At 63.4% G+C, this 21,558-nt stretch carries 15 protein-coding genes and 2 pseudogenes; 3 read left to right on the plus strand and 14 right to left on the minus strand.

Translation table 11 applies throughout. The annotated features are described in order from the left end of the window. Nucleotides 1–6: 6 nt before the first annotated feature. The 12 genes and pseudogenes from M3O59_RS16720 to M3O59_RS16775 all read right to left on the minus strand — a co-directional run bounded on the left by M3O59_RS16720 (nucleotide 7) and on the right by M3O59_RS16775 (nucleotide 9,320). Complete coding sequence (locus M3O59_RS16720) at nucleotides 7–1,341, minus strand: O-antigen ligase family protein (RefSeq protein ID WP_249047078.1); 1,335 nt, start codon at nucleotides 1,339–1,341, stop codon at nucleotides 7–9. Then, a complete protein-coding gene (locus M3O59_RS16725; protein WP_249047077.1) occupies nucleotides 1,322–2,434 on the minus strand; it encodes a glycosyltransferase in 1,113 nt (370 codons plus the stop codon). Before M3O59_RS16725 ends, M3O59_RS16720 begins: the two co-directional genes overlap by 20 nt. 10 nt (nucleotides 2,435–2,444) lie before the next feature. Beyond that, nucleotides 2,445–2,642, minus strand: a complete 198-nt coding sequence (locus M3O59_RS16730) for a zinc-finger domain-containing protein (RefSeq protein WP_014504522.1) — start codon at nucleotides 2,640–2,642, stop codon at nucleotides 2,445–2,447. A 103-nt stretch (nucleotides 2,643–2,745) separates the two neighbouring features. After that, nucleotides 2,746–2,967: a hypothetical protein gene (locus M3O59_RS16735; RefSeq protein ID WP_064629250.1), complete on the minus strand. Its 222-nt coding sequence runs from the start codon at nucleotides 2,965–2,967 to the stop codon at nucleotides 2,746–2,748. 91 nt (nucleotides 2,968–3,058) lie between these two features. Continuing rightward, on the minus strand, nucleotides 3,059–5,194 hold the full coding sequence (locus M3O59_RS16740) for a peptidase domain-containing ABC transporter (RefSeq protein WP_249047076.1): 2,136 nt from the start codon (nucleotides 5,192–5,194) through the stop codon (nucleotides 3,059–3,061). Then, nucleotides 5,191–5,619 carry a CPBP family glutamic-type intramembrane protease gene (locus M3O59_RS16745; RefSeq protein WP_249050276.1) on the minus strand — a complete coding sequence of 143 codons (429 nt, stop codon included), beginning with the start codon at nucleotides 5,617–5,619 and terminating at the stop codon, nucleotides 5,191–5,193. The genes M3O59_RS16740 and M3O59_RS16745 overlap by 4 nt, the downstream gene beginning before the upstream one ends. Before the next feature lie 58 nt (nucleotides 5,620–5,677). Then, nucleotides 5,678–5,842: a hypothetical protein gene (locus M3O59_RS16750; RefSeq protein WP_249054694.1), complete on the minus strand. Its 165-nt coding sequence runs from the start codon at nucleotides 5,840–5,842 to the stop codon at nucleotides 5,678–5,680. Between the two features lie 280 nt (nucleotides 5,843–6,122). Beyond that, a pseudogene (locus M3O59_RS16755) lies at nucleotides 6,123–6,512 on the minus strand (HlyD family efflux transporter periplasmic adaptor subunit); the annotation flags it as partial. Between the two features lie 105 nt (nucleotides 6,513–6,617). Then, nucleotides 6,618–7,601 (minus strand): IS5 family transposase, encoded by a 984-nt coding sequence (locus M3O59_RS16760; protein WP_330462230.1) that lies wholly within the window; start codon nucleotides 7,599–7,601, stop codon nucleotides 6,618–6,620. A 65-nt stretch (nucleotides 7,602–7,666) separates the two neighbouring features. Next, a pseudogene (locus M3O59_RS16765) lies at nucleotides 7,667–8,539 on the minus strand (HlyD family efflux transporter periplasmic adaptor subunit); the annotation flags it as partial. Beyond that, entirely contained in the window at nucleotides 8,536–8,661 is a 126-nt protein-coding gene (locus M3O59_RS16770; RefSeq protein WP_258872258.1) for a hypothetical protein, read from the minus strand. The pseudogene M3O59_RS16765 and the gene M3O59_RS16770, both read right to left, overlap by 4 nt. A gap of 269 nt (nucleotides 8,662–8,930) precedes the next feature. Beyond that, nucleotides 8,931–9,320: a helix-turn-helix transcriptional regulator gene (locus M3O59_RS16775; RefSeq protein ID WP_239686927.1), complete on the minus strand. Its 390-nt coding sequence runs from the start codon at nucleotides 9,318–9,320 to the stop codon at nucleotides 8,931–8,933. A gap of 520 nt (nucleotides 9,321–9,840) precedes the next feature. Here M3O59_RS16775 and M3O59_RS16780 point away from each other — a divergent pair. Continuing rightward, nucleotides 9,841–13,062 (plus strand): GH92 family glycosyl hydrolase, encoded by a 3,222-nt coding sequence (locus M3O59_RS16780; protein ID WP_249047094.1) that lies wholly within the window; start codon nucleotides 9,841–9,843, stop codon nucleotides 13,060–13,062. Between the two features lie 303 nt (nucleotides 13,063–13,365). Here M3O59_RS16780 and M3O59_RS16785 read toward each other — a convergent pair whose 3' ends face one another. Further along, nucleotides 13,366–15,675 carry an NADP-dependent malic enzyme gene (locus tag M3O59_RS16785; protein ID WP_116905891.1) on the minus strand — a complete coding sequence of 770 codons (2,310 nt, stop codon included), beginning with the start codon at nucleotides 15,673–15,675 and terminating at the stop codon, nucleotides 13,366–13,368. Nucleotides 15,676–15,885: 210 nt separating this feature from the next. Beyond that, a complete protein-coding gene (locus tag M3O59_RS16790) occupies nucleotides 15,886–17,232 on the minus strand; it encodes a dicarboxylate/amino acid:cation symporter (RefSeq protein ID WP_064629261.1) in 1,347 nt (448 codons plus the stop codon). A 283-nt stretch (nucleotides 17,233–17,515) separates the two neighbouring features. On the opposite strand from M3O59_RS16790, the gene M3O59_RS16795 reads away from it, so the two are divergent. Beyond that, nucleotides 17,516–18,688, plus strand: coding sequence for an OprO/OprP family phosphate-selective porin (locus tag M3O59_RS16795; protein WP_064629263.1), 1,173 nt, complete (start codon nucleotides 17,516–17,518; stop codon nucleotides 18,686–18,688). 222 nt (nucleotides 18,689–18,910) lie between these two features. Beyond that, nucleotides 18,911–21,556 carry a hybrid sensor histidine kinase/response regulator gene (locus tag M3O59_RS16800; RefSeq protein ID WP_116905890.1) on the plus strand — a complete coding sequence of 882 codons (2,646 nt, stop codon included), beginning with the start codon at nucleotides 18,911–18,913 and terminating at the stop codon, nucleotides 21,554–21,556. Nucleotides 21,557–21,558 lie beyond the last annotated feature (2 nt).

Consider the following 21,558-nt stretch of genomic DNA (forward strand, 5'->3'; position numbering starts at 1 on the left):
GGCGCATTACGGCGGCGCTGACCGATCCGCATCGTCGTTGAGCAAGGCGCCGGCATATAGCCCGGCCAGCATCAGACTCAGCCCGCCCCAGAAACTGGAATAGAACGCCAGATGCGTGTTGAGCGGGAACACCGTCGCCACCAGCGCAATCATTGCCGGACGCGCCTGCTCACGCGCCACCACGCTTGAATAGCGCCAGGCGCGCCACGCCTGCGCCGCGCCGGCCAGCCACAACAGCAAACCGATCACGCCGGTTTCGGCCAGGACTTCCAGCACGATCTGGTGCGCATGGAAGGCCGGCCCGTCGCCCCACGCCGGCGCCTGATCGGGCGCTGGGTTGCAGGCCGGGTAGGCCTGCCGGAACCCGCGCGCGCCGACGCCGTTGAGCGGATGCGCGCGGATCATGCACAGCGCCGCGCCCCAGATCTGGGCACGCCCGGACAAGGCCTGGTCGACACCTTGCTGGCCATTGCCGAACGCCAGCGTGGTGCGCTGGATGCGCTCGCGCGCCTGTGGCGCCGCCGCCACCACCGCAACGGCCAGCAGCGCACCGATCAGCGCAACCCCCAGCAGACGGCGCCCACCCAATAACTGCCAGCCCGACAGCAGCACGATCACCGCGTAGGTGATCCACGATGCGCGCGAGCCCGCCAACACCAGCACGATACCGACCGCCGCCGCCGCACCAGCCCAGGCCCAGGCGTTACGCCGCCCCAGCGCCAGCAACAGGAACGGCGACAGGCTGGCCAGGGTCTGCCCGAACTTGAGGTTGCACGGCCCCAACACGCCGCTCAGCCGGTCCACCAGCGCCAGCTCCTGGGCCGTGCACAGGCCGTGGCCGCTGATCAGCTGCTTGATCTGATCCATACCGAAGAACAATGGGCTGGTACCGAAGACGGCCTGCAGCAGCGCATCCAGCGTCCACACCCCGCCGATCACCGCCAGCCCGGTAAAGGTGCGGCGCCGGCGCTGCGCATTGGCCACGGCGATGGCGCATAACCACATGAAAGGCAGATAGCGCAGATCGCTGGCCGATTTGCGCAACGCGCGCGCCACGTCCACCGCATCGAATGCCGACAGCATCTGCGGCAGCCAATACGCGAAGAACAGCACGCTGGTCAGCGCCCATGCCGCTCCGCTGAGCAGGCGCGTGCCGCCGCGAAAGCGCGCGTGCAACAAGCGATATGTCGCAAATAGCGCGCCCAGGGACAGCACCGTTTCTGCCAGGCCGGGCGTGGGCCAAAGCGCCACGAACAGAATCACCCACAGCGGTGCCCAGCGGCCGGCATCGGGCGTCAACACGGGCGCCTGCGCAAGGGCCTCAGTGGCGGAGTTCGTCATAGACCTTCAAGGTGGCCGTTTGCATGGCCTGCAACGTGTAGGGGAGCACGGCCGGCGCTGCCGGCGCCTGCTGCAGCAACTGCAGCGCCTGCGTGCGCAAGGCCTGGGTATCGAAGGCGGCAACCGCACCACTGGGCTGCAACTCGGCCAGCAATTCGCCGACGCCGCCATGCGCCCAGCCCAGCACCGGGCGACCGACCGAAAGCGCCTCCACCACGGTGCGGCCGAAGGCTTCCGGCTTGCGCGAGAGCTGCAGCACCAGGTTGCTGGCGGCGTAGGCCTCGGCAATGCGCGCGGTGGGCTCGGTAAAGGCGACTGCGCCGGCAACGCCCAAGCGGGCCGCCTGCGCTTCCAGTTCGCGCACGTAGGCTTCGCGCCCCGGCTCGCGCGCGCCCGGCAACCACAGGAAGGCCGGGGTACCCGCCGCACGCACGTCGGCGAGCAGCTGCAGGCCGTCGGCGTGCCCCTTCAGGCGCGTGCCGCGGCCCGGCAGCAGCAGCAACGGTGCATCGGCAGGCAGCCCTGGCAGCAGGGTCTGTGCCCACGCGCGGGCGCGGCGGTCGGGCTGCAGCCGGCGCGGAAACTGGGCGATATCGACCCCGCGCGCAATGGTGCGCAAGCGTGCGGGATCGGTTTGCGGATAGTGCGTGCAGACGTAATCGCGCACCGTCTGCGAGACGCAAATCACCCGCTCGCCGTAGGTCATCACCGCGCTGTAGCGGCTGGGCGAATTGAGCCCGTGCACGGTGGTGACCAAGCGCGGCCGCGTGGCAGCGGGCATGCCGCGCAATGCGTACCACCCCAGCCAGGCCGGCAGCCGCGAACGTGCATGCACGATGTCGGCTCCGAGTTCGGCGAACAAGCGGCGCAAACCGACTACATGGCGCAGCGTCAGCAGCGACTTGCGGCCGATATCCAGGGTGAGGTGTTCGCCGCCGGCATCCAGCAACGGTTGCACCAAGCGCCCACCGGCCGAAACGACCACCGCGCGATGGCCGGCCCGCACCAGCGCGGCGGCGATTTCCAGGGTGGAGCGCTCGACGCCGCCGGACTGCAGCGCCGGCAGCAGTTGCACCACGGTCAGGCGGTGCATCCGGCCAGGATCAGTCAGCGAGAACGAAGAGCGCGCCGCAATACGGGCACTTGGCTTCGCAGTTGGGTTCGTCTTCGATCGGCAGGTACACGCGCGGATGCGAGTTCCACAACGCCATCTGCGGGGTCGGGCAGCTCAGCGGCAGGTCGCCGCGGTGCACGGTGTAACGCGTTTGCGCATTGGCGGGCGCGGTGGCGGTCTGGCTCATGGCGTACATCGCAGGCGGGGGGAACGGCCGGTATTCTAGCAGCGCTAGCCGTTTCGAGAGCGGCTGCGGCACCGATCGATGTCGAAGCACGCCGCTTGGCGCTTCACTCGTTCCGCTTGCCAAAGTTCGGCTTGATCGGATCGGCACGCATGCCGGTGGACTCCGCTTGCTTGGAGGGATCGCAGCGTGAGTCGCGCAGGCTGCGCGCACCCGTTGCACCGGCCGGCGCCACCGGGCCATCGTCATTGCCCACCAGGCAATCGGCAGGCGCGGACGAGGCGCCTGCCGTCCCCCAATCGTCACTCGCGCAGCCCGCCAGCAGCATGCTGGCCGCTACCACGGCGCTCCTGAAACACATCGCCCTCCTCATTGTGCCTGCTCCACGTCAACCTCCCCGACCAGCGAGTTCTGGAGGGTTATATAACAGCATGACCATATGCGTGTTCGATATCTCGAGCGGGAAGCACGTCCGACAGCGCCGCGTGGGGACGAAACTCCTGTACCACGCGCCCTTGCTCAAGCACGATCACCCGATCTGCGCTGGCAATGGTCTCCGGTCGATGCGCCACGATCACCTTGGTTACCTTCAGCCGCTTGACCGCCTCATTGACCAGTCGCTCACGCATCACGTCGAGGTGACTGGTGGCTTCATCCAGAAACAGCAACTTCGGCTGACGGTATAGCGCACGTGCCAGGATGATCCGCTGTTTCTGGCCGCCAGACAGCGAGCTGCCCATGTCGCCAATCAATCCGTGATAACCCATCGGCATTGCAGCGATATCCTCATTGACCGCTGCCAGCCGCGCTGCCGACTCGATACGCTCAAGATCGAAATCCTGGTCGAAGAAACTGATGTTGTCGGCAATGCTCCCGGCGAACAACTGGTCGTCCTGCATCACCGCACCCACGATCGCGCGCACATTCCGCGGGCCGATCTTATGCAGGTCATGACCGCCGATGCGGATGACGCCTTCGGTCGGCTGCAGTAGACCAAGCAACAGCTTCAACAACGTGGTCTTGCCACAACCGGACGGGCCGACGATCGCTACCGATTCACCGGCCTGAATGCTCAAACTGCACTCCTTGAGTATCCAGGGCTCACCTTCTGCATACCGAAACGACAGCCCTTGCAACTCGATCCGCGGCTCCGCCGGTGGCAGCGTCTCCGGCAGCGCGTGATCGTTTTCAGGCTGCGTCAGCACGATATCGGCCAGCCGTTCACCATGCAGGCGCAGCATTCGGAATTCTATCCACTTGTCGATCAGCCCGCTCACCCGCATGGCAAACTGATCCTTGTAGGCCAAGTAGGCAACCAACATGCCTACCGAGAACACGTTATCCAGCGCCAGGGTGGCCCCGATCCAGATCACTGCGATACGTTCGAGGCCAAAAACCACTTGACTGGCCGTGCTGAACCCCAGCCCCATCCGGGCCAACCTCACGTCCTGATTGACGGTGTCGTTGAGCAGATTCTCATAGGTAGAGCGACGCTGCGATTCTTCGCCGGCTATTTTCAAACTCTGCATTCCGCGTAACGATTCCAGCAGATGCGTCTGCTGCTTGGCGGCAGCGACTAGTTGCTGCTCGGTGCGGTCACGCACCGGACGATATGCAACCGCTCGAATGGTCAGATACAGCGTGACCACCACTAATGTTACCAAGGCCAGCTTCCAGCTGTAGATCAGCATGAATCCCAGCGTGACTACTGCCATTAGTCCATCGATGATGGACTCGACGAAACTGGTCGTCAGCGTGCGCTGGATCGTCTGTACCGACGACATCCGCGAGGTGATATCGCCCAGATGGCGTTTTTCGAAGAAATCCAGCGGCAGCTTAATCAGATGGGCAAACACGTTTCCCATCCACTGTAGCCCCAGCCTGGAAGACAAATACACCACTGCCCATCCACGGAGCAGACCAATGCCGATCTGCAACAACAACGCCAGACCAAAGCCGAAACCAACCACTACCAAAAGATCGCGGTCGGCCGACACCAATACCTGATCCACCACCCACTGCATGTAGAACGGCGCCAAAATCACAAAGATCTGCAGCGCGGCAGACAACAGCAGTATCTGTGAGAGCGCGCCCCACAGCCCGCGGATCTGGCCAGTGAGCTGGCGCACAGAGAAGGGAGGCGCAGTCTTTTGTGGTTTGAACTCCGCAGTTGGCGTGAGCTCCAACGCAACGCCGGTAAAGGATCTTGATACTTCATCAAGCGACAAGATCCGCTCACCGATAGCGGGGTCAAGAATCGTCACCTTGGCCTTGCCGACCTTTGCCAGGACGACGAAGTGATTGAGATCCCAATGCAGGATGCACGGCAGCTGGAGCTGGCTCAGGTTCTCCATACCCAACCGCAGTGGGCGGGTCGCAAAGCCGAGTTTCTGGGCCATAGCGATCAGGTGATTGAGTCTGGCGCCCTTAAGCGATAATGGAAACCGGCGACGCAACTCTGATAGCTGAGTCCGCCCGCCATGTATAGATATAATAATCGCCAATGAAGCCAGCGCACATTCAGCAGCCTCAACCTGGCGGATAATTGACTTCATTTAATTCCGCTAGAAAAATTAATAAAAATAATAGCGCAACAATTCCAGGTGGCGTGCAACAGAAGAGTTGAAATGAATGCATTCCCACGCCCCCAACGCCTGGTCAGCCCATACGTGAAAGCGAGAATTCCGCCCCCAATCAATCCAGGAACCACCACTCTGCCCCCCCCCCCAGTATGCGCCAGTAGGAAGACAACCCACGAAACTGCAATAGAAATTTTCGCACCCCATCCAAATCGCAACACTAGCTCTTGGGTGATAAATTGGTACATAACTGTCTCAAGAAAAGGGTAGACGACCACATATAATAAAAATAATCCAAACTTATATTTACCAGAATCAACCGAGCCGAAGAAGAAATAAGTAACAGGGGCACTTAATATAAAAATTAAAGGTAGCAATTTTCTAATAAAAAACATTTGCATGCTCGCATCTAACACTGATATCGCCGGACGTTATAGCCCGGCGATATCGCGTTAAAAATTAAAATAGCTCGCCACGAACATAACCATCATTGATGGCCGCACCGTTTTCCCAGGCCCAGTGTGCTGCGTTACCGGCAAATTCTCCAATCGCACTAAAGACACCACACCCGCTTACCATAGCAGTTTCTTCTTCGGATATTTCCACTAGTGCAAATTCACTCATGACTACATCTCCCTATTAGAAATCTTGCAGTAAAGTTAAGTGAGTGGATGTGCTTTAGATTCGTTCCAGCCTTTAGCAAAACCTTGGCCAATGTGCCAGCTATCGGGGCAACCCCCCAAAACTATTTATCCCTGCCTACAATGCTATTAATCAACACAGCGACTCCCAAGTCCATTCCACCAATCCTCATTGATCTCCAGGGATTTCAGAATTTGTCAAAGTTACTAGAGCAGCTCTGAAAGATTTATCATGCCTAATGCTCATCCATCACTGGAATAAATCACTTGCCGAGTGTCAACAATGGCTCAAAAACCCACTCGATTAGCCTTCTCCGTTCTCCAATGATGTCGGCTTGCAACAGCATTCCTGGCTTGAGCATCTGGGGCTTGCCGTAGGCCATGACGCTTTGCCGCCCCAGGGCAACAGTGACGCGGTAACACGGCTCCCCCTGCCCGGCATTCCCGATCAACGGACCCGATGCACTCCCAACGAGCACGCCGCGGCTAACCTGGCTCAGGCGACCTTGCTGGTGACCAAACTTCTGATACGGGAATGCCTGATAGCGCAGCAATACCGTGTCCCCTGGAGCGACAAAGCCAATGGCACGGCTGGGCACAAGCAATTCGGCTTCCAGGCGCCCATCCCCCGGCACCACACTCAGGGATGGTCTGATCAACGGCGTCGGAGGATGATCTAAACCGCATCAGCCACTCTGATGGCACTCAGACCCTCGATTTTTTGCCATTTCCGCCGCGTTTGCGGGGTGTTGCCTGGATTACAGGCACACCGTCCCCACGACAGGCATCAACTGCTTTCGCTTCAGCCACAGGTTCGACAGCGCAAACAGCGTCAGCACCTGCGCGGTGTTCTTCGCCAAACCGCGATAGCGCACCTTGACGTCACCGAACTGGCGTTTGATCACCCGAAACGGGTGTTCCACCTTCGCGCGCAAGCTGGCCTTGGTGTGCTCCCAACGCTTGGCCCGCTTCAATTCGCGTTGGTTCTTGATCTGCTTCAGCTTGGAGGGCTTGGCTGCGATCAGGTAGCGCAACTTGCGCTTGCTCGCCATTTCCTCGCGCTTGTCCAGCCCGGTATATCCGCCATCCCCGCTGAGCGTGTCTTCCTTGCCATGCAGTAGCTTGTGCGCCTGCGTGATATCGGCGACGTTGGCTGCCGTGCATTCTACGTGGTGCACCAACCCGGACACATCGTCCACGCCGATATGCGCTTTCATTCCGAAGTAATACTGATTGCCCTTCTTGGTCTGGTGCATCTGCGGATCACGCTTGCCGTCCTGGTTCTTGGTCGAACTTGGCGCTGAAATGATCGTGGCGTCTACGATCGTCCCGCTGCGCAGGCTCTGTCCCTTGCGCGACAGGTGCGCGTTGACCCGGTTGAACAGCTTGCGCGCCACATCGTGTTGCTCCAGCAAGTGGCGGAAGTTGAGTATCGTCGTCTCGTCCGGCACCTCATCCAGGCCGCCGATCTTTGCAAAACGCCGCATCGACACCGTGTCGTACAGGGCTTCTTCCGCCGATGGATCGCTCAATGCGTACCACTGCTGCAAAAAGTGGATGCGCAGCATCGTCTCCAGCCGATACGGCTGTCGCCCTGGCTGCCCCGACTTTGGATAATGCGGCTCGATCAGCGCCAGCAGGTCTTTCCACGGCACCACCTGATCCATCTCGGCCAGAAATACCTCGCGCCGCGTCTGCTTGCGCTTGCCGTTGTACTCCGCATCGCCGAAGGTCAGCTGCATCGAAATCGTCCGCTCGGTTCGTTGATCGATTGTCGCAGATCATGCTGCTTTGTTCAGAGCTTCCTCAGCAGTGGTTGCCCGCCTTGGATCGCTTGCCCCGGTTTTGCCATCTGCGTCGCCACCACCCCTGCCACAGGTGCCGTCAGCACCAACGCGCCATTGGCCTGGGTTTGCACCTGCTCCTGTTCCACCGTCGCCGCATCACGGCGATAGTCGGCCTGCACCCCCCCGCGCTGCCCCGGCAATACACGCAATTGTTGTTCGATCTGCGCGGCGTTGCGTCGCATTTCGGTGGCTTGCCGCTGCAACGCCTGCAGCTGGCTGGTGTATTCCAGCGCGCTGGATTCCTGCTGCCTGATCTGCAACACGCTGACGTACTTGTCATCCTGCAACTGGCGCCAACGTTGCAGCACTTCATTGGCGAGGGCGATCTGGCTGCGACGTGTGGCGACTTCCCCGTTCACCTGCACCAATTCCTGCTGGATATTGGACAACTGCGCGCGCAAGCCCTGCTCCTGCGCATCCAACTGCTGCAGCTGTGCCTGTTCAGATGCCTTCAAGCCATCCCCGCGCTGATGCAGATGGCGCTGCAAGGCATGCTCGGTATCGCCACTGGCCAGCGTCGCGCGCGGAACCGTCACGACACCCAGGATCTGTCCGGCCTCGACTCGTTGGCCTTCGCTAACGTCTAGCCTGGTGACAACCCCGGTGGCGGGCGCAATCACCGTAGCCAGGCCTTTAGTTGGTACCAGTTGGCCGGTCACCGTGGACCGGTGCGTGTAGGTGCCAATGCACAGGTATGCAACCACCGCTGTCGCCACAATCGCAGCCACGCTTGCAACCACCCATGACTGCAACGGTTGCACCAACGATATGCCGCCCAGCCAACTGGTACGGCGAGCCTGCAACACCTCCTCGCGGAACAGGCCCTGGCTCATTCCGCATTGCCGCACATTGTGCCGCGCGCGGCATGGCGATTGAAAAGCGCAATCGCCAGCACGGAGGACGGCAGGATCAGTGCTACGACCCGGTGGAACGCGATGGAGATGGATTCGAGCACGCTACGATCCTTGGCAACGAGCAACGGGCGATGGCAACGGGGCCTGGGTCTCCGGCGGACCGAGCTTCCCTGACTCGGCCTTATTAGGCTCGCCACCTGAAGGCGATACAAGCGCTCGGGTGTGGCAAACCTGGCATGGTTTGCCACCCATGTCGCCTCAATGCGACACGGGTGCCGGCTTACTGCCAGCACCTCCATACCCAAGCCAGTCTGGTGCCACATCGCTTCCAAGACACATGGTTGCCGCGCCACCGCCGAGCAGGCGGGGATCACTCCATGAAAATGCTGGCACTCTCCAGTAGCGCAATGACCGTCGAGAGAAAGGACACCGGGGCATGGCGTGAGAGCTCAAGCAGGCGCGCCTCAAGATCGCGGCGTGAACTCGGTAAGGTACTGGACGGCTTCGGTTTGGCCTCATCAGCAATGCCGCCAACCGCCAGCCACTCGAAGCCCACCTGGAGCTCACGGCTTAGCGAGCGCAGATGCTCGACACTCGGAACAAAGCCACTCTCACGTTCCCAATGCGCAATCGTGGCGCGATGCACACCAAGGCGGGCGGCCAGGCTACCCTGCGACAGACCAAGTGCCGCACGCGCAGATTTGATGCGGCCGGATACCGCGACAAGATCCATCTGATCGTTGTTAATCGTGCTCTCCATGCGCATTACCATTTAAATGTGGTAACTGGATTTTGGCGTAAAGGTCGAGCTTGTCAATCGAGTTTCCGCGATTCGGCGAAAGCTTTAAACGGCAGGTCGGCAGGGGATTGCCGTGTGATCGTTTACCGAGGCGCTTTGTCTGGCAAATACCTTCTTCGGCCTATCAAAAAGCGAAATGAATTCCCCGATTGCGAAGGCGCCGGTAAATCCACAGCGATGACGACGCTGCATATCAGCAACAGGCCCAGCTCGCTTGTCTGTTTGAACGTCTTTGGCCAGCATCGAATTCCTCGACTTCGGCAACGGCGGGAACACGCTGCTGTCTAGTCCGCATTTCATCCCCCGCTGTCACCCATCCGCCGCTACTCCATCGCTCAGGAATCTGCACAACGTGATCCGATTGACCATCGCACAAGCAAGCCTGCTCGCTTCAATGCTTGCCTTGCAGCCTCTCACGACCAAGGCGAGCACAGAATCCGGGTTCGCTACGTCGTTCGAGCCAGAAGAGCCCAGTCCGGCGATGGACGCTGCGCAGCGCCTCAAGGTCAATGTCGGCGCCGGACCAGCGGCGCCCTACGCAGCCAGGCCCAATGCCGGCTACAGCGGCGTGCATGCGTTGCGCTATCACGGCGGCGATGCAGACGGCCGACGCACGCTGTTCAGCGTTGACCTCCTGATCGGTGCGGACACCACGCTGTCGTGGATGGTGCTTCCGGAAAGCATCGGCGCCGATCATGTTGCTTCGACCTATGTGTCGCTGGATCTGGTCTTCGACAATGGCACGCGATTGTCCGCTACCTCTGCGCGGGACCAGCAAGGCGTGGCGATGGGCGCGCTTGCGCAAGGTCAGTCGAAGACGTTGTATCCGCAGCAGTGGGCGCGCAAGCAGGTGCGATTGGGGGACGTGGCCGGGTTGCGCGGGCGGCGCGTCGTGGCGATCGAACTGGATGTGGCGCCGCCTGCGGGCGCGAGCGCAGCCGGCTGGGTCGACGATATCTCCATTGCCGAGGTACCGCTGACTCCGCCGGCGCGGCCATCGGATTGGGTGCTGACCACGCGCGGCACGCAGTCCAATGGTACGTTTTCGCGTGGCAACAATTTCCCGGCAACGGCTCTGCCGCATGGGTTCAACTTCTGGACGCCGGTGACCGATGCGGGAACGCTGACCTGGCTGTATCGCTGGAACGAACGCAACGGCACCGATAACCGGCCGCGTCTGCAGGCGCTGTCGCTCAGCCATCAGCCCAGCCCGTGGATGGGCGACCGGCAGACCTTTCAGGTGATGCCTTCGCTCACTGCCGGGGTGCCGGAAGCCGATCGCAGCAAACGCGCGCTGGGGTTTTCGCATGACGCCGAAAGTGCCCGCCCCTATCGCTACGCCGTGCAGCTGGATAACGGCATCCATGCGGAGATCGCGCCGACCGATCATGCGGCGCTGTTCCGCTTTCGCTTCCCGGCGCGGGGCGATGCCAATCTACTGTTCGACAACGTGGATGCGCGCGGCGGGCTACGCCTGGATGCGGCAACGCAGACCCTCTCCGGTTACACCGATGTGCGTAGCGGGCTATCGACGGGTGCCACGCGCATGTACATCTACGCCAGCTTCGATACGCCCTGGCACAGCAGCGGTGCGATCGACACCGGGCGCCCGACCGGCTGGATCAAGTTCGACGCCGGCAGCGCACGACAGGTGCAGATGCGCATCGCCACCTCGCTGATTTCGCTGGATCAGGCCAGGCACAACCTGGCGCTGGAAATCGCACCGCACGCGAGCGTCGAGCAGGTTGCCATGCGCGCGCAGGACGCCTGGGACACGTTACTGGGTCGCTTCGACGTGCCCGATGCCACTGCCGACCAGAAGACCACACTGTATTCCAATCTGTACCGGCTATACCTGTACCCGAACTCGGCGCATGAAAACGTGGGCACTGCGACTGCGCCGGATTGGCGCTACGCCAGCCAGAACAGTTGGTCGGACAACAACATCGACGGCAGCGCGGTGCGCAGCTTCGCACCGATCCGCGATGGCCGGGTATACGTCAACAACGGGCTGTGGGATACGTTTCGTACGGCCTGGCCGGCGTATGCGTTGTTTGCAGCCGATGACGCCGGTGCCTTGGTGCAGGGGTTTGTGGAGCAGTCGCGCGCGGGCGGATGGATCGCGCGGTGGTCATCGCCGGGGTATGCAGACCTGATGGTGGGCACCAGCTCCGACGTGGCGTTTGCCGATGCGTGGCGAAAGGGCGTGACCGGCTTCGACCCGGCCGAGGCGTATGCCGCCGCGCTGAAGAATGCCACGGTGGTCGCGCCGGACCGGCATGTCGGGCGCAAGGGCATGGCGCGTTCGACCTTCCGCGGCTACACCGATACCGACACGCACGAAGGCATGTCGTGGTCGATGGAAGGTGCGCTCAACGACTTCGGCATCGCCAACATGGCCGATGGGTTGTCCAACCAGGCCACGACGGCGGCAGCGCGCGAGCGTTATGCGACCGAGGCGTTGTATTTCCGTCACCGCGCGGCCGGGTATGCGGCGTTGTTCGATCCGGCAGTCGGCTTTTTCCAGGGCCGCACACCCGATGGTGCGTGGCGCGTGGCTGCGGCACAGTACGACCCGCGCGTATGGGGCAACGATTACACCGAATCCAGCGGCTGGACGTTTGCGTTCACCGCGCCGCACGATGGCGAAGGCCTGGCTGCGCTGTACGGTGGACGCGCGGCATTGGCCGCGAAGCTGGATACGTTTTTTGCCACGCCGGAAACCGCAGAAGCCCGCTTTGCAGGCTCCTATGGCGACACCATTCACGAGATGACCGAGGCGCGCGATGTGCGCATGGGCATGTACGCGCACAGCAATCAGACCGCGCACCACATTCCGTGGATGTATCTGTATGCCGGGCAGCCGTGGAAAACGCAGCGGCTCACCCGCGAGATCCTGGCGCGCCTGTATCTGGGCAGCGAGATCGGCCAGGGCTACGCCGGCGACGAAGACAATGGCGAAATGTCGGCGTGGTATCTGTTCGCCGCGCTGGGGCTGTATCCGTTGCGCATGGGCGCGCCGGAGTACGTGATCGGCTCGCCGTTGTTCAAGCATGCCAGCGTGCGGTTGCCCAATGGCGGGACGCTGGTAGTCGATGCGCCGCAGAATTCGCCGCAGAACGTCTATGTGCAATCGCTGAAGGTCAACGGCACACCCTGGCGCAAGAGCTGGCTGCCGCATGCGGCCATTGCCGACGGTGCCAGGCTGGACTTCGAGATGGGGCCGGCGCCTTCGCGCTGGGGCAGCGGTCCGGATGAAGTGCCGCCGTCGTTGACCCCTGCGGGGCAGCGCCCTGCCCCGTTGCGGGATTTGCTTGGAAACACGGCGCGCATCACGCTGGCCGATGGTGGCGATGTGGTTGCGTTGCATGACGACGATGCGGGGACGGTCGCTGCAATTGCAGCGACATCGACACTGACGCTTAGCGGCATTGCGCGCGGCACGCCAACGCTCTACACGCTGACCAATGGCAATGCGGCACTTGCGGCAAGTGGATGGACCTTGCAAGCACGCACGGCTGATGGCGCGTGGAAGGTCATCGACCAGCGCGGTGAGGAGACGTTCGAATGGCCGTTGCAGACGCGGCCGTTTCGTATTGCCACGCCTGGTGCGTATGCCGAATATCGGCTGCGCTTCAGTGCGCCGGCGAAGGTGCAGCTGGCGGAGATCGAACTGCTGGGGGTGGAGCCTGTGCTGCGTTGAAGAGGGCTTTTATCGAAATCTGCGGTCGCACTGCTGTTGATGGGCAGGTGGACTGATGCGGACGCACACAGCGGATGTGCACGACTGCTGCGGGGCTAGGGCCCACTGCAAGGTCGGCAGGTCTGGTGAACCGTACCCTCTCCCCAACCCCTCTCCCGGGGGGAGAGGGGCTTTAAGCCGCGCAGCAACTCTTAGCCGTTATGCTTTTCGACCACCGCGGTTTTCGACTACCGCGGTTTTCGGCTACTGCGGTTTTTCGGTTACTGCGCTTTTCGGCTAGTGCGCTTCTTAGCTTTTCGCTTCTTAGCTACCGCTCTTTTCGGCAGCGTTCTTTTCGGCATCGCGCTGCCGGCGGATCTGTGCGTCCACCGCCGCGATGGCGGTCATGTTCATCACGCGGCGCGAGGTGGCGCTGGTGGTGAGGATGTGCACGGGCTTGGAGATACCCATCAGGATCGGGCCGATTGCCACGCCGTCGGTGAACACGCGCACCAGGTTGTAGGCGATGTTGGCCGCTTCCAGGTTCGGCAGCACGAACAGGTTGGCACGGCCCTTGAGCGTGCTGTTGGGCATGATCTGCTTGCGCAGCGCTTCGTCCCAGGCGGTGTCGCCCTGCATTTCGCCGTCGATGTTGAGCTCGGGCTTGCGCTTGAGCAGGGCTTCGCGCACCTGGCGCATCTTCAGTGCGTCGCGCGAGTCGTGGCTACCGAAGTTGGAATGGGACAGCAGCGCGATGTTGGGTTCGATGCCGAACAATTTGAGGCGATATGCCGCCTGCAGCGTGGCTTCCACCACTTGCTCGACGGTGGGGTCTTCCTGCACATGCGTGTCCAGGAAGAAGAACACACCCAGCTGGTTGATCACACCGGTCATCGCCGAGGTGGAGCTCACCCGCGGTTCCAGCGGGATCACGCTGCGCGCGTAGCCCAGCTTCTTGTGGAAGCGGCCAACCACGCCGGACAGCATCGCATCGGCCTCGCCACGCGCCACCATCACCGCGGCGATCAGGGTCGGACGCGAGCGCATCAACTCCTTGGCGGCAGTGACGGTCACGCCGCGACGCTCGGTGAGCGCGTGGTAGTACTGCCAGTATTCGTTGAAGCGGGGGTCGTCGAGGATGTTGGTGATCTCGAAGTCCACGCCCGCGGTCAGGCGCAGGCCCATGCGTTCGATGCGCGCTTCGATCACGTCCGGGCGGCCGATCAGGATCGGGAACGCCAGGCCTTCGTCGACCACGTTCTGCACCGCGCGCAGCACCACTTCTTCTTCGCCTTCGGCATACACCACGCGCTGCTTGTCGGCGCGGGCGCGGTCGTAGACCGGCTTCATCATCAGGCTGGTGCGGTAGACGAACTGGCTGAGCCTGTCGCGGTAGGCTTCCATGTCGGTGATCGGGCGCGTGGCCACGCCCGAATCCATCGCCGCCTGCGCAACGGCAGACGACAACTCCACCAGCAGGCGCGGGTCCAGCGGACGCGGAATCAGGTATTCCGGGCCGAAGCTCGGGGTCTCGCCGCCGTAGGCTGCGCCCAGGTCGGAGGCCTCGCGCCGCGCCATCGCCGCAATCGCCTTGACGCAGGCGATCTTCATTTCCTCGTTGATGCCGGTGGCGCCCACGTCCAGCGCGCCGCGGAACAGGTACGGGAAGCACAGCACGTTGTTGATCTGGTTCGGATAGTCCGACCGGCCGGTGCCGATGATGCAATCCGGGCGCACCGCCTTGGCCGCTTCCGGGGTGATCTCCGGGTTGGGGTTGGCCAGTGCGAAGATCACCGGCTGGCGCGCCATGCTGGCGACCATCTCCGGCTTGAGGATGCCGGCAGCCGACAGGCCCAGGAAAATGTCCGCGCCTTCGACGATCTCGGCCAGGGTGCGCTTGTCGGTGTCGCGGGCATAGCGCTGCTTGTCCGGGTCCAGGTCGGTGCGGCCGGTGTGGATCACCCCGTCGCGGTCCAGCGCCAGGATGTTCTCCGGCTTCAAGCCCAGCGAGACCAGCATGTTGACGCAGGAAATACCGGCCGCGCCCATGCCGGTGGTGGCCAGCTTGACCTCTTCGATCTTCTTGCCGGTGACCACCAGCGCATTGAGCACGGCGGCGCCGACGATGATCGCGGTGCCGTGCTGGTCGTCATGGAACACCGGGATGTTCATGCGTTCGCGCAGCTTGCGCTCGACGATGAAGCACTCCGGCGCCTTGATGTCTTCCAGGTTGATGCCGCCGAAGGTCGGCTCCAGGCTGGCGATGATGTCCACCAGCTTGTCCGGGTCGTTCTCGTTGATTTCGATATCGAACACGTCGATGCCGGCGAACTTCTGGAACAGCACGCCCTTGCCTTCCATCACCGGCTTGGAGGCCAGCGGGCCGATGTTGCCCAGGCCCAGCACCGCGGTGCCGTTGGTGATCACCGCCACCAGATTGCCGCGCGCGGTGAGCTCGCTGGCCTGGGTGGGTTCTTCGACGATCGCCTCGCAGGCGAAGGCCACGCCCGGCGAATACGCCAGCGACAGATCGCGCTGGGTCAGCATCGGCTTGGTCGCGGTGACCTTGATCTTGCCGGCCGGCTGCTGGCGGTGATAGTCGAGGGCGGCCTGTTTGAAGTCGTCGGTGGACATCGGCTGTGTGGGTCTCGAAGGCGCAGGAGAGCTGAATTCTACCCTCCTGCCTGAACAAGGGCCTGTCGCGCAGCTGTCAGCGCGGCAGGGAAATTGCATGCTGCAGCGCGGCGCGGTGCAGCCGGGGTGCAGCACAAGGCGGCTAATAAAACGTAGAACGGCCCTGCATCCCGCCGGCAAGGCCGACGGAAGACAGGGCCGTAGGAAGCGTCAGCGTGCGCTGATCGGGGCAACCACGTCGGTCGAGGCCACCGGGGCCTGCAGCGGCGGCGAGCCGCCATCCAGCACCAGCTTGAGCTGGTCGCGGTCCAGCGCATTTTCCCAGCGCGACACCACCACCGTGGCCACCGCATTGCCGATGAAGTTGGTCAGCGAGCGGCACTCGCTCATGAAGCGGTCCACGCCCAGGATCAATGCCATGCCGGCTACCGGCACATCCGGCACCACCGACAAGGTCGCCGCCAGGGTGATGAAGCCGGCGCCGGTCACGCCGGCCGCGCCCTTGGAGCTGAGCATCGCCACTGCCAGCAAGGTGATCTGCTGCCCCAGGGTCAGGTCCACGTTGGTGGCCTGGGCGATGAACAGCGCCGCCAGGGTCATGTAGATGTTGGTGCCATCCAGATTGAACGAGTAGCCGGTCGGCACCACCAGGCCCACCACCGACTTCTCGCAGCCGGCCTTTTCCATCTTTTCCATCAGCGACGGCAGCGCCGACTCCGAGGACGAGGTGCCCAGCACCAGCAGCAGCTCGGCCTTGAGGTAGCGGATCAGCTTGAGCACCGAAAAGCCGCACAACCGGCACACCAGGCCCAGGATCACCAGCACGAAGAACAGCGAGGTGATGTAAAACGAACCGACCAGCCAGGCCAGATTGACCAGCGATTCCACCCCGTATTTGCCGATGGTGAAGGCGATCGCCCCGAACGCACCGATGGGGGCGGCCTTCATCAGAATGTGCACCAGGCGGAACACCGGGGCGGTCAGCGCTTCCAGGAAGCTCAGCACTGGGCGGCCGCGCTCGCCCGCCAGGGCCAGCGCGATACCGAACAACACCGCTACGAACAGCACCTGAAGGATGTTGCCATCGACGAAAGCGCTGATCAGCGTGGCCGGGATGATGTCCATCAAAAAGCCGACCAGGCTCAACTCGTGCGACTTCTGCACGTAGGTGTTGACCGCGCTCTGATCCAACTCGGCCGGGTTGATGTTCATGCCGGCGCCAGGCTGCACCACGTGCGCCACGACCATGCCCACGACCAATGCCAGCGTGGAGAAAAACAGGAAGTAGGTCATCGCCTTGGCGAACACCCGGCCCACCGTCTTGAGGTGGGTCATGCCGGCGATGCCGGTGACGATGGTCAGGAAGATCACCGGGGCGATGATCATCTTCACCAGCTTGATGAAGGCGTCGCCCAGCGGCTTGAGGCTTTCGGCGAAGGCCGGCTCGAAGTGGCCCAGCAGGGCACCCAGGACGATCGCCACCACCACCTGGAAATACAGCTGGCGGTAGAAGGGGACGGACGCCGGCAGGGGGCCGGCAGGCTTGCTGATGTGCATGACACCACTCCGAGGGGCGAGAGAGGGTGCCTGAGCAGGTACCCGATGCACGCATTCTGGCCGCACGTCACAGCCGTGGCCGATAGCCCATTGGTACTACCCGATGTGCACCGGCTGAACGTCGGCTTACACTTCAGCCGCGCCACCGCCGGCCGTTAATTCCGTTTAACCCGGACACCGATCCGGTGCTGTCGTCGTCCGGACCCTGCGCGCTTGCTGAAGACAGTCATTGCGACCGCCATGGCAGGACGCCCGGCCCCTTTCCTTGCCGAAGACCATTCCTATGCGCCTCAATCTGCTTGTCCTGGCGTTGGCCATTGCCATCGTCCCCGCCGCTGCCACTGCAGCCACCTCGATCGAAAACTGGCCGACCAAGGTCACCTTCGGTGACGGCACCGAGCTGGGCGTGACCGGCAACTACGCCTACGACGACAACAACTTCTCCGGCGACGACCGCCTGGAAGACCGCACCGACTTCCGCCGCAAGGAATTCGGCGCCACCATCAAGAAGAAGGGCGTCTACGATGCCATGGTGTACTTCGACTTCGAAGCCAAGCTGTGGCTGGACGTGTTCTACCGCTTCGAGACCAAGGCGCTGCTGGGCCAGGACTACGGCCGCGTGCGCCTGGGCTACATGAAGGTGCCGGTGGGTCTGGAAGCGGTGCAGAGCTCGCGCGCGGGCAGCTTCATGGAACTGGGCCTGCCGGTGCAGGCGGTGTTCCAGGGCCGCCGCACCGGCGTGGAGTGGACGCTGGAGCGCCAGCAGTACCTGCTGCAGGCCGGCGCTTACGGCGGCAAGGATCTGCAGGGCGACAACCCGGGCACCACCCAGGCCGTGCATGCCGCCTGGACCCCGTTCAAGGCCGAAGGCGACGTGCTGCACCTGGGCATCGCCGGCTCGGTGGAAAACCCGCGCGGTTTCAGCGACGGCCGCGGCGTGTCGTTCAGCCCGCGCGTGCGTCTGCGTGCCCGCCCGGAAGCCGGCCTGACCGACGTGCGTCTGATCGACACCGGCACCATCCTCGATGTGGACCACGTGATCCGTACCGGCGTGGAAGCGGTGTGGATCCATGGCCCGTTCTCGCTGCAGAGCGAAGCGCTGCGTGCCGAAGTGGCGCGTAATGCCGGCCAGCCGCACTTCATCGCCCAGGGTCAGTACGTGTACGGCACCTGGTCGCTGACCGGCGAGTCGCGCAGCTATGCCGGCGGCGTGCCGGGCAACATCAAGCCGGCGCACGACTACGGCGCAGTCGAGCTGACCGCCCGCTACAGCCGCCTGAACCTGGAAGACAACAACGTGCACGGCGGCCGCCAGCACGACACCACCATCGGCGCCAACTGGTACCTCACCAGCCACTTCAAGTTCCAGGCCAACTACAGCTGGGTGGATTCCTCGCGCAACGGCGTACATGAAACCCCGCACGTGATGGAACTGCGTGCGCAGGTGCAGTTCTAAGCAGCGCTGAGGCGCTGCAGCACGCCGGCGATTCGGTCCGGCGTGCGCTGCGGTACCTGCTTGCCTTGCGCTCGGCGCGCTGCTGCCATCGCTGAGGGCAACAGATGTTCGACACGGCCGCATTCCTGCACGGGTGCGGCCGTTGTCGTTTTTGGGCGTCTGCGCAGCGCACGGTGAGGCGATGGCTGCGCGATCCAGCGGCAGACCGCCATACTTGCAGCCATGTATGCCTCGCAACGCCGCCGCCTGCTGCTCACCCTGTCCATCGTGCTGGGCGGCATGGTCGTGGCCATGTTCGCGGCCGGGCACTTCGTCGAACAAAATGCACTGCACGACGAAAGCGCCACCGTGCGCCGGCAGCTGCGCCTCTACGCGCAGGCGCTGCAGCAGCGTATCGACCGCTATCGCACGCTGCCGCAGATTCTGGCGCTGGACCCGGAGCTGCGTGCGGCCGTGTCCGGCCCGCTGTCGCCAGAGCAGGTGCAGCGGCTCAATCGCAAACTCGAACGCGCCAATAACGTCACCCAGTCGTCCACGCTGACCTTGATCAACCACGACGGCGTGGCGCTGGCGGCCAGCAACTGGCAGGCGCCGCGCAGCAACGTCGGCGTGGATTACGCCTTCCGCCCGTACTACCAGCAGGCGCTGGCCACCGGCAGCGGCAGCTTCTACGGCATCGGCATGACCACCAGCGAGCCGGGTTATTTCCTGTCGCAGGCCATCGTCGATGCTGCCGGCCAGGTGCAGGGCGTGGTGGTGATCAAGATCGCGCTGGCCGCACTGGAACGCGAATGGCTGCAGACCCCGGACATCGTGCTGGCCTCGGACGCGCACGATGTGGTGTTTCTGGCCAGCCGGCCGGAATGGCGCTACCGCATACTGGCCCCGCTCAGCCAGCGCGATCGCCGCGAGTTGCAGAGTACGCGGCAGTACGCCGACCAGGATCTGCTACCGCTGCGGCGCCGGCTGATCGAACGGACCGGGTATGGCGGTGTCCTGGCCGACATCCACGACCCGCCGCTCGGCGCGCAGGTGCTGTGGCAGACCCTGGAAGTACCCGAAAGCGGCTGGCGCCTGCATCTGCTGCACGACACCCGCGCCAGTGCCGCCGCCGGGCGCGCAGCGGCAATTGCCGCAGCCGGTGCATGGCTGGCGCTGGCGTTGTTGTGGTTGTTCGTGCAGCAACGGCGGCGGCTGTCGGCACTGCGCCAGCGCAGCCGGCATGAGCTGGAAACGCTGCTGCAACAACATGCCGAAGAACTGCGCACCGCGCAGGACGGCGTGGTCACCGCCGCGCAGCAGGCCAATGCCGGCCTGAGCCGCAGCCTGGAACATCTGCCGCAGGGCGTGGTGGTGATCGACGAGGCGCTCAATCTGGTGGCGTGGAATTCGCGCTATGTGGAGCTGTTCCGCTTCCCGCCGGAACTGCTCAAGATCGGCCGCCCGATCGAAGACCTGTTCCGCTTCAACGCACGCCGCGGCCTGCTCGGGCCGGGGCCGATCGAAGCGGCGATCGAACGCCGCTTGAACCATTTGCGCAGCGGCAAACCGCATATGCGCGAGAGCGAAAAAGAAGACGGCACCGTGCTTGAGATCCGCGGCAACCCGCTGCCCGATGGCGGCTTTGTCACCAGCTATGCCGACATCACCAGCTACAAGAATGCCGCACGCGAATTGCGTTCGCTGGCCGATGCACTGGAACACCGCGTAGCCGAGCGCACCCGCGACCTGGCTGCAGCCAAGCGCGAGGCCGAAAGCGCCAACCGCTACAAGACCCGCTTCGTCGCCTCGGCAGTGCACGACCTGCTGCAGCCGCTCAACGCCGCGCGCATGTTCGTCTCGGTGTTGCGCGGGCAAGTGCACGAGGCTGGCAGCGCGCGCGTGGTCGACAACATCGACGGTGCGCTGGCTGCACAGGACGCCATCCTCAACAGCTTGCTCGACATCTCGCGGCTGGAAGCCGGCAGCCTGAAGACCCAGGTACGCGACTTTGCGCTGGCGCCCTTGCTGGAAACCCTGGCGCGCGAATTCGGCATCCTGGCCGAAGACCGTGGCCTGACGCTGGAATGGGTACCCACGTCGGCGGTGGTGTTGAGCGATGAAAACCTGCTGCGCCGCATCCTGCAGAACTTTCTTTCCAACGCAATCCGTTACACCCCGCGCGGACGCGTGCTGATCGGCTGCCGTCGTCGCGGCGGCTGGCTACGTATCGAAGTGCACGACCAGGGGCCCGGCATTCCCGACGCCTTGCAGCACGAAATCTTCGAAGAATTCCGCCGCCTGGACGACGGCGTGGCCAACGACCGCGGCGCGGGCCTGGGCCTGGCCATCGTCGAACGTATCGGCCGCCTGCTCGGCCACCGCATCGGGCTACGCTCCACGCTGGGGCGTGGCAGCGTATTTTCGGTGACCGTGCCGCTGGGCGAACGCGCCGCAATCGCACGGCAATTGCCAGCGCCTGCCAGCACCGCCGAACACGGCAACGACCCCATCCTGCACGGCTGCCGCGTGTGGTGCGTGGACGACGAGCCGCTGGTTTGCGAGGCCACCCGCACGCTGCTGGAGCGCTGGGAATGCCGCGTGGATTTTGCCGGCGGCCCCGACGAGGCATTGAGCGCTGCCAATGCCGACGAGGTGCCGGAATTGCTCTTGCTGGATGTACGCATGGGCGCGCATTACGGCCCCATGCTGCTGCCCCAGCTGGTGGAACGCTGGCAACGCGAACCGCGCGTGATTTTGGTCACCGCAGAGCCCGACCCCGCACTGCGCGAGCATGCGCTGGATCTGGGTTGGGGATTCCTTTCCAAACCGGTGCGCCCACCTGCCCTGCGTGCCCTGGTGACGCAGATGCTGATGCGGCGCGGGTGATG

Source organism: Xanthomonas nasturtii, assembly GCF_023337365.3.
In the GTDB taxonomy this organism is placed as follows: domain Bacteria; phylum Pseudomonadota; class Gammaproteobacteria; order Xanthomonadales; family Xanthomonadaceae; genus Xanthomonas; species Xanthomonas nasturtii.

Bases quoted from the DNA above. Each gene is read 5' to 3' on its own strand.
- M3O59_RS16745 (WP_249050276.1), bottom strand. From the start codon at position 5,619: ATGCAAATGTTTTTTATTAGAAAATTGCTACCTTTAATTTTTATATTA.
- M3O59_RS16725 (WP_249047077.1), bottom strand. From the start codon at position 2,434: ATGCACCGCCTGACCGTGGTGCAACTGCTGCCGGCGCTGCAGTCCGGC.
- M3O59_RS16735 (WP_064629250.1), bottom strand. From the start codon at position 2,967: ATGCTGCTGGCGGGCTGCGCGAGTGACGATTGGGGGACGGCAGGCGCC.
- M3O59_RS16760 (WP_330462230.1), bottom strand. From the start codon at position 7,601: ATGCAGCTGACCTTCGGCGATGCGGAGTACAACGGCAAGCGCAAGCAG.
- M3O59_RS16790 (WP_064629261.1), bottom strand. From the start codon at position 17,232: ATGCACATCAGCAAGCCTGCCGGCCCCCTGCCGGCGTCCGTCCCCTTC.
- M3O59_RS16740 (WP_249047076.1), bottom strand. From the start codon at position 5,194: ATGAAGTCAATTATCCGCCAGGTTGAGGCTGCTGAATGTGCGCTGGCT.
- M3O59_RS16780 (WP_249047094.1), top strand. From the start codon at position 9,841: ATGGACGCTGCGCAGCGCCTCAAGGTCAATGTCGGCGCCGGACCAGCG.
- M3O59_RS16775 (WP_239686927.1), bottom strand. From the start codon at position 9,320: ATGGAGAGCACGATTAACAACGATCAGATGGATCTTGTCGCGGTATCC.
- M3O59_RS16800 (WP_116905890.1), top strand. From the start codon at position 18,911: ATGTATGCCTCGCAACGCCGCCGCCTGCTGCTCACCCTGTCCATCGTG.
- M3O59_RS16750 (WP_249054694.1), bottom strand. From the start codon at position 5,842: ATGAGTGAATTTGCACTAGTGGAAATATCCGAAGAAGAAACTGCTATG.
- M3O59_RS16720 (WP_249047078.1), bottom strand. From the start codon at position 1,341: ATGACGAACTCCGCCACTGAGGCCCTTGCGCAGGCGCCCGTGTTGACG.
- M3O59_RS16730 (WP_014504522.1), bottom strand. From the start codon at position 2,642: ATGAGCCAGACCGCCACCGCGCCCGCCAATGCGCAAACGCGTTACACC.
- M3O59_RS16785 (WP_116905891.1), bottom strand. From the start codon at position 15,675: ATGTCCACCGACGACTTCAAACAGGCCGCCCTCGACTATCACCGCCAG.
- M3O59_RS16795 (WP_064629263.1), top strand. From the start codon at position 17,516: ATGCGCCTCAATCTGCTTGTCCTGGCGTTGGCCATTGCCATCGTCCCC.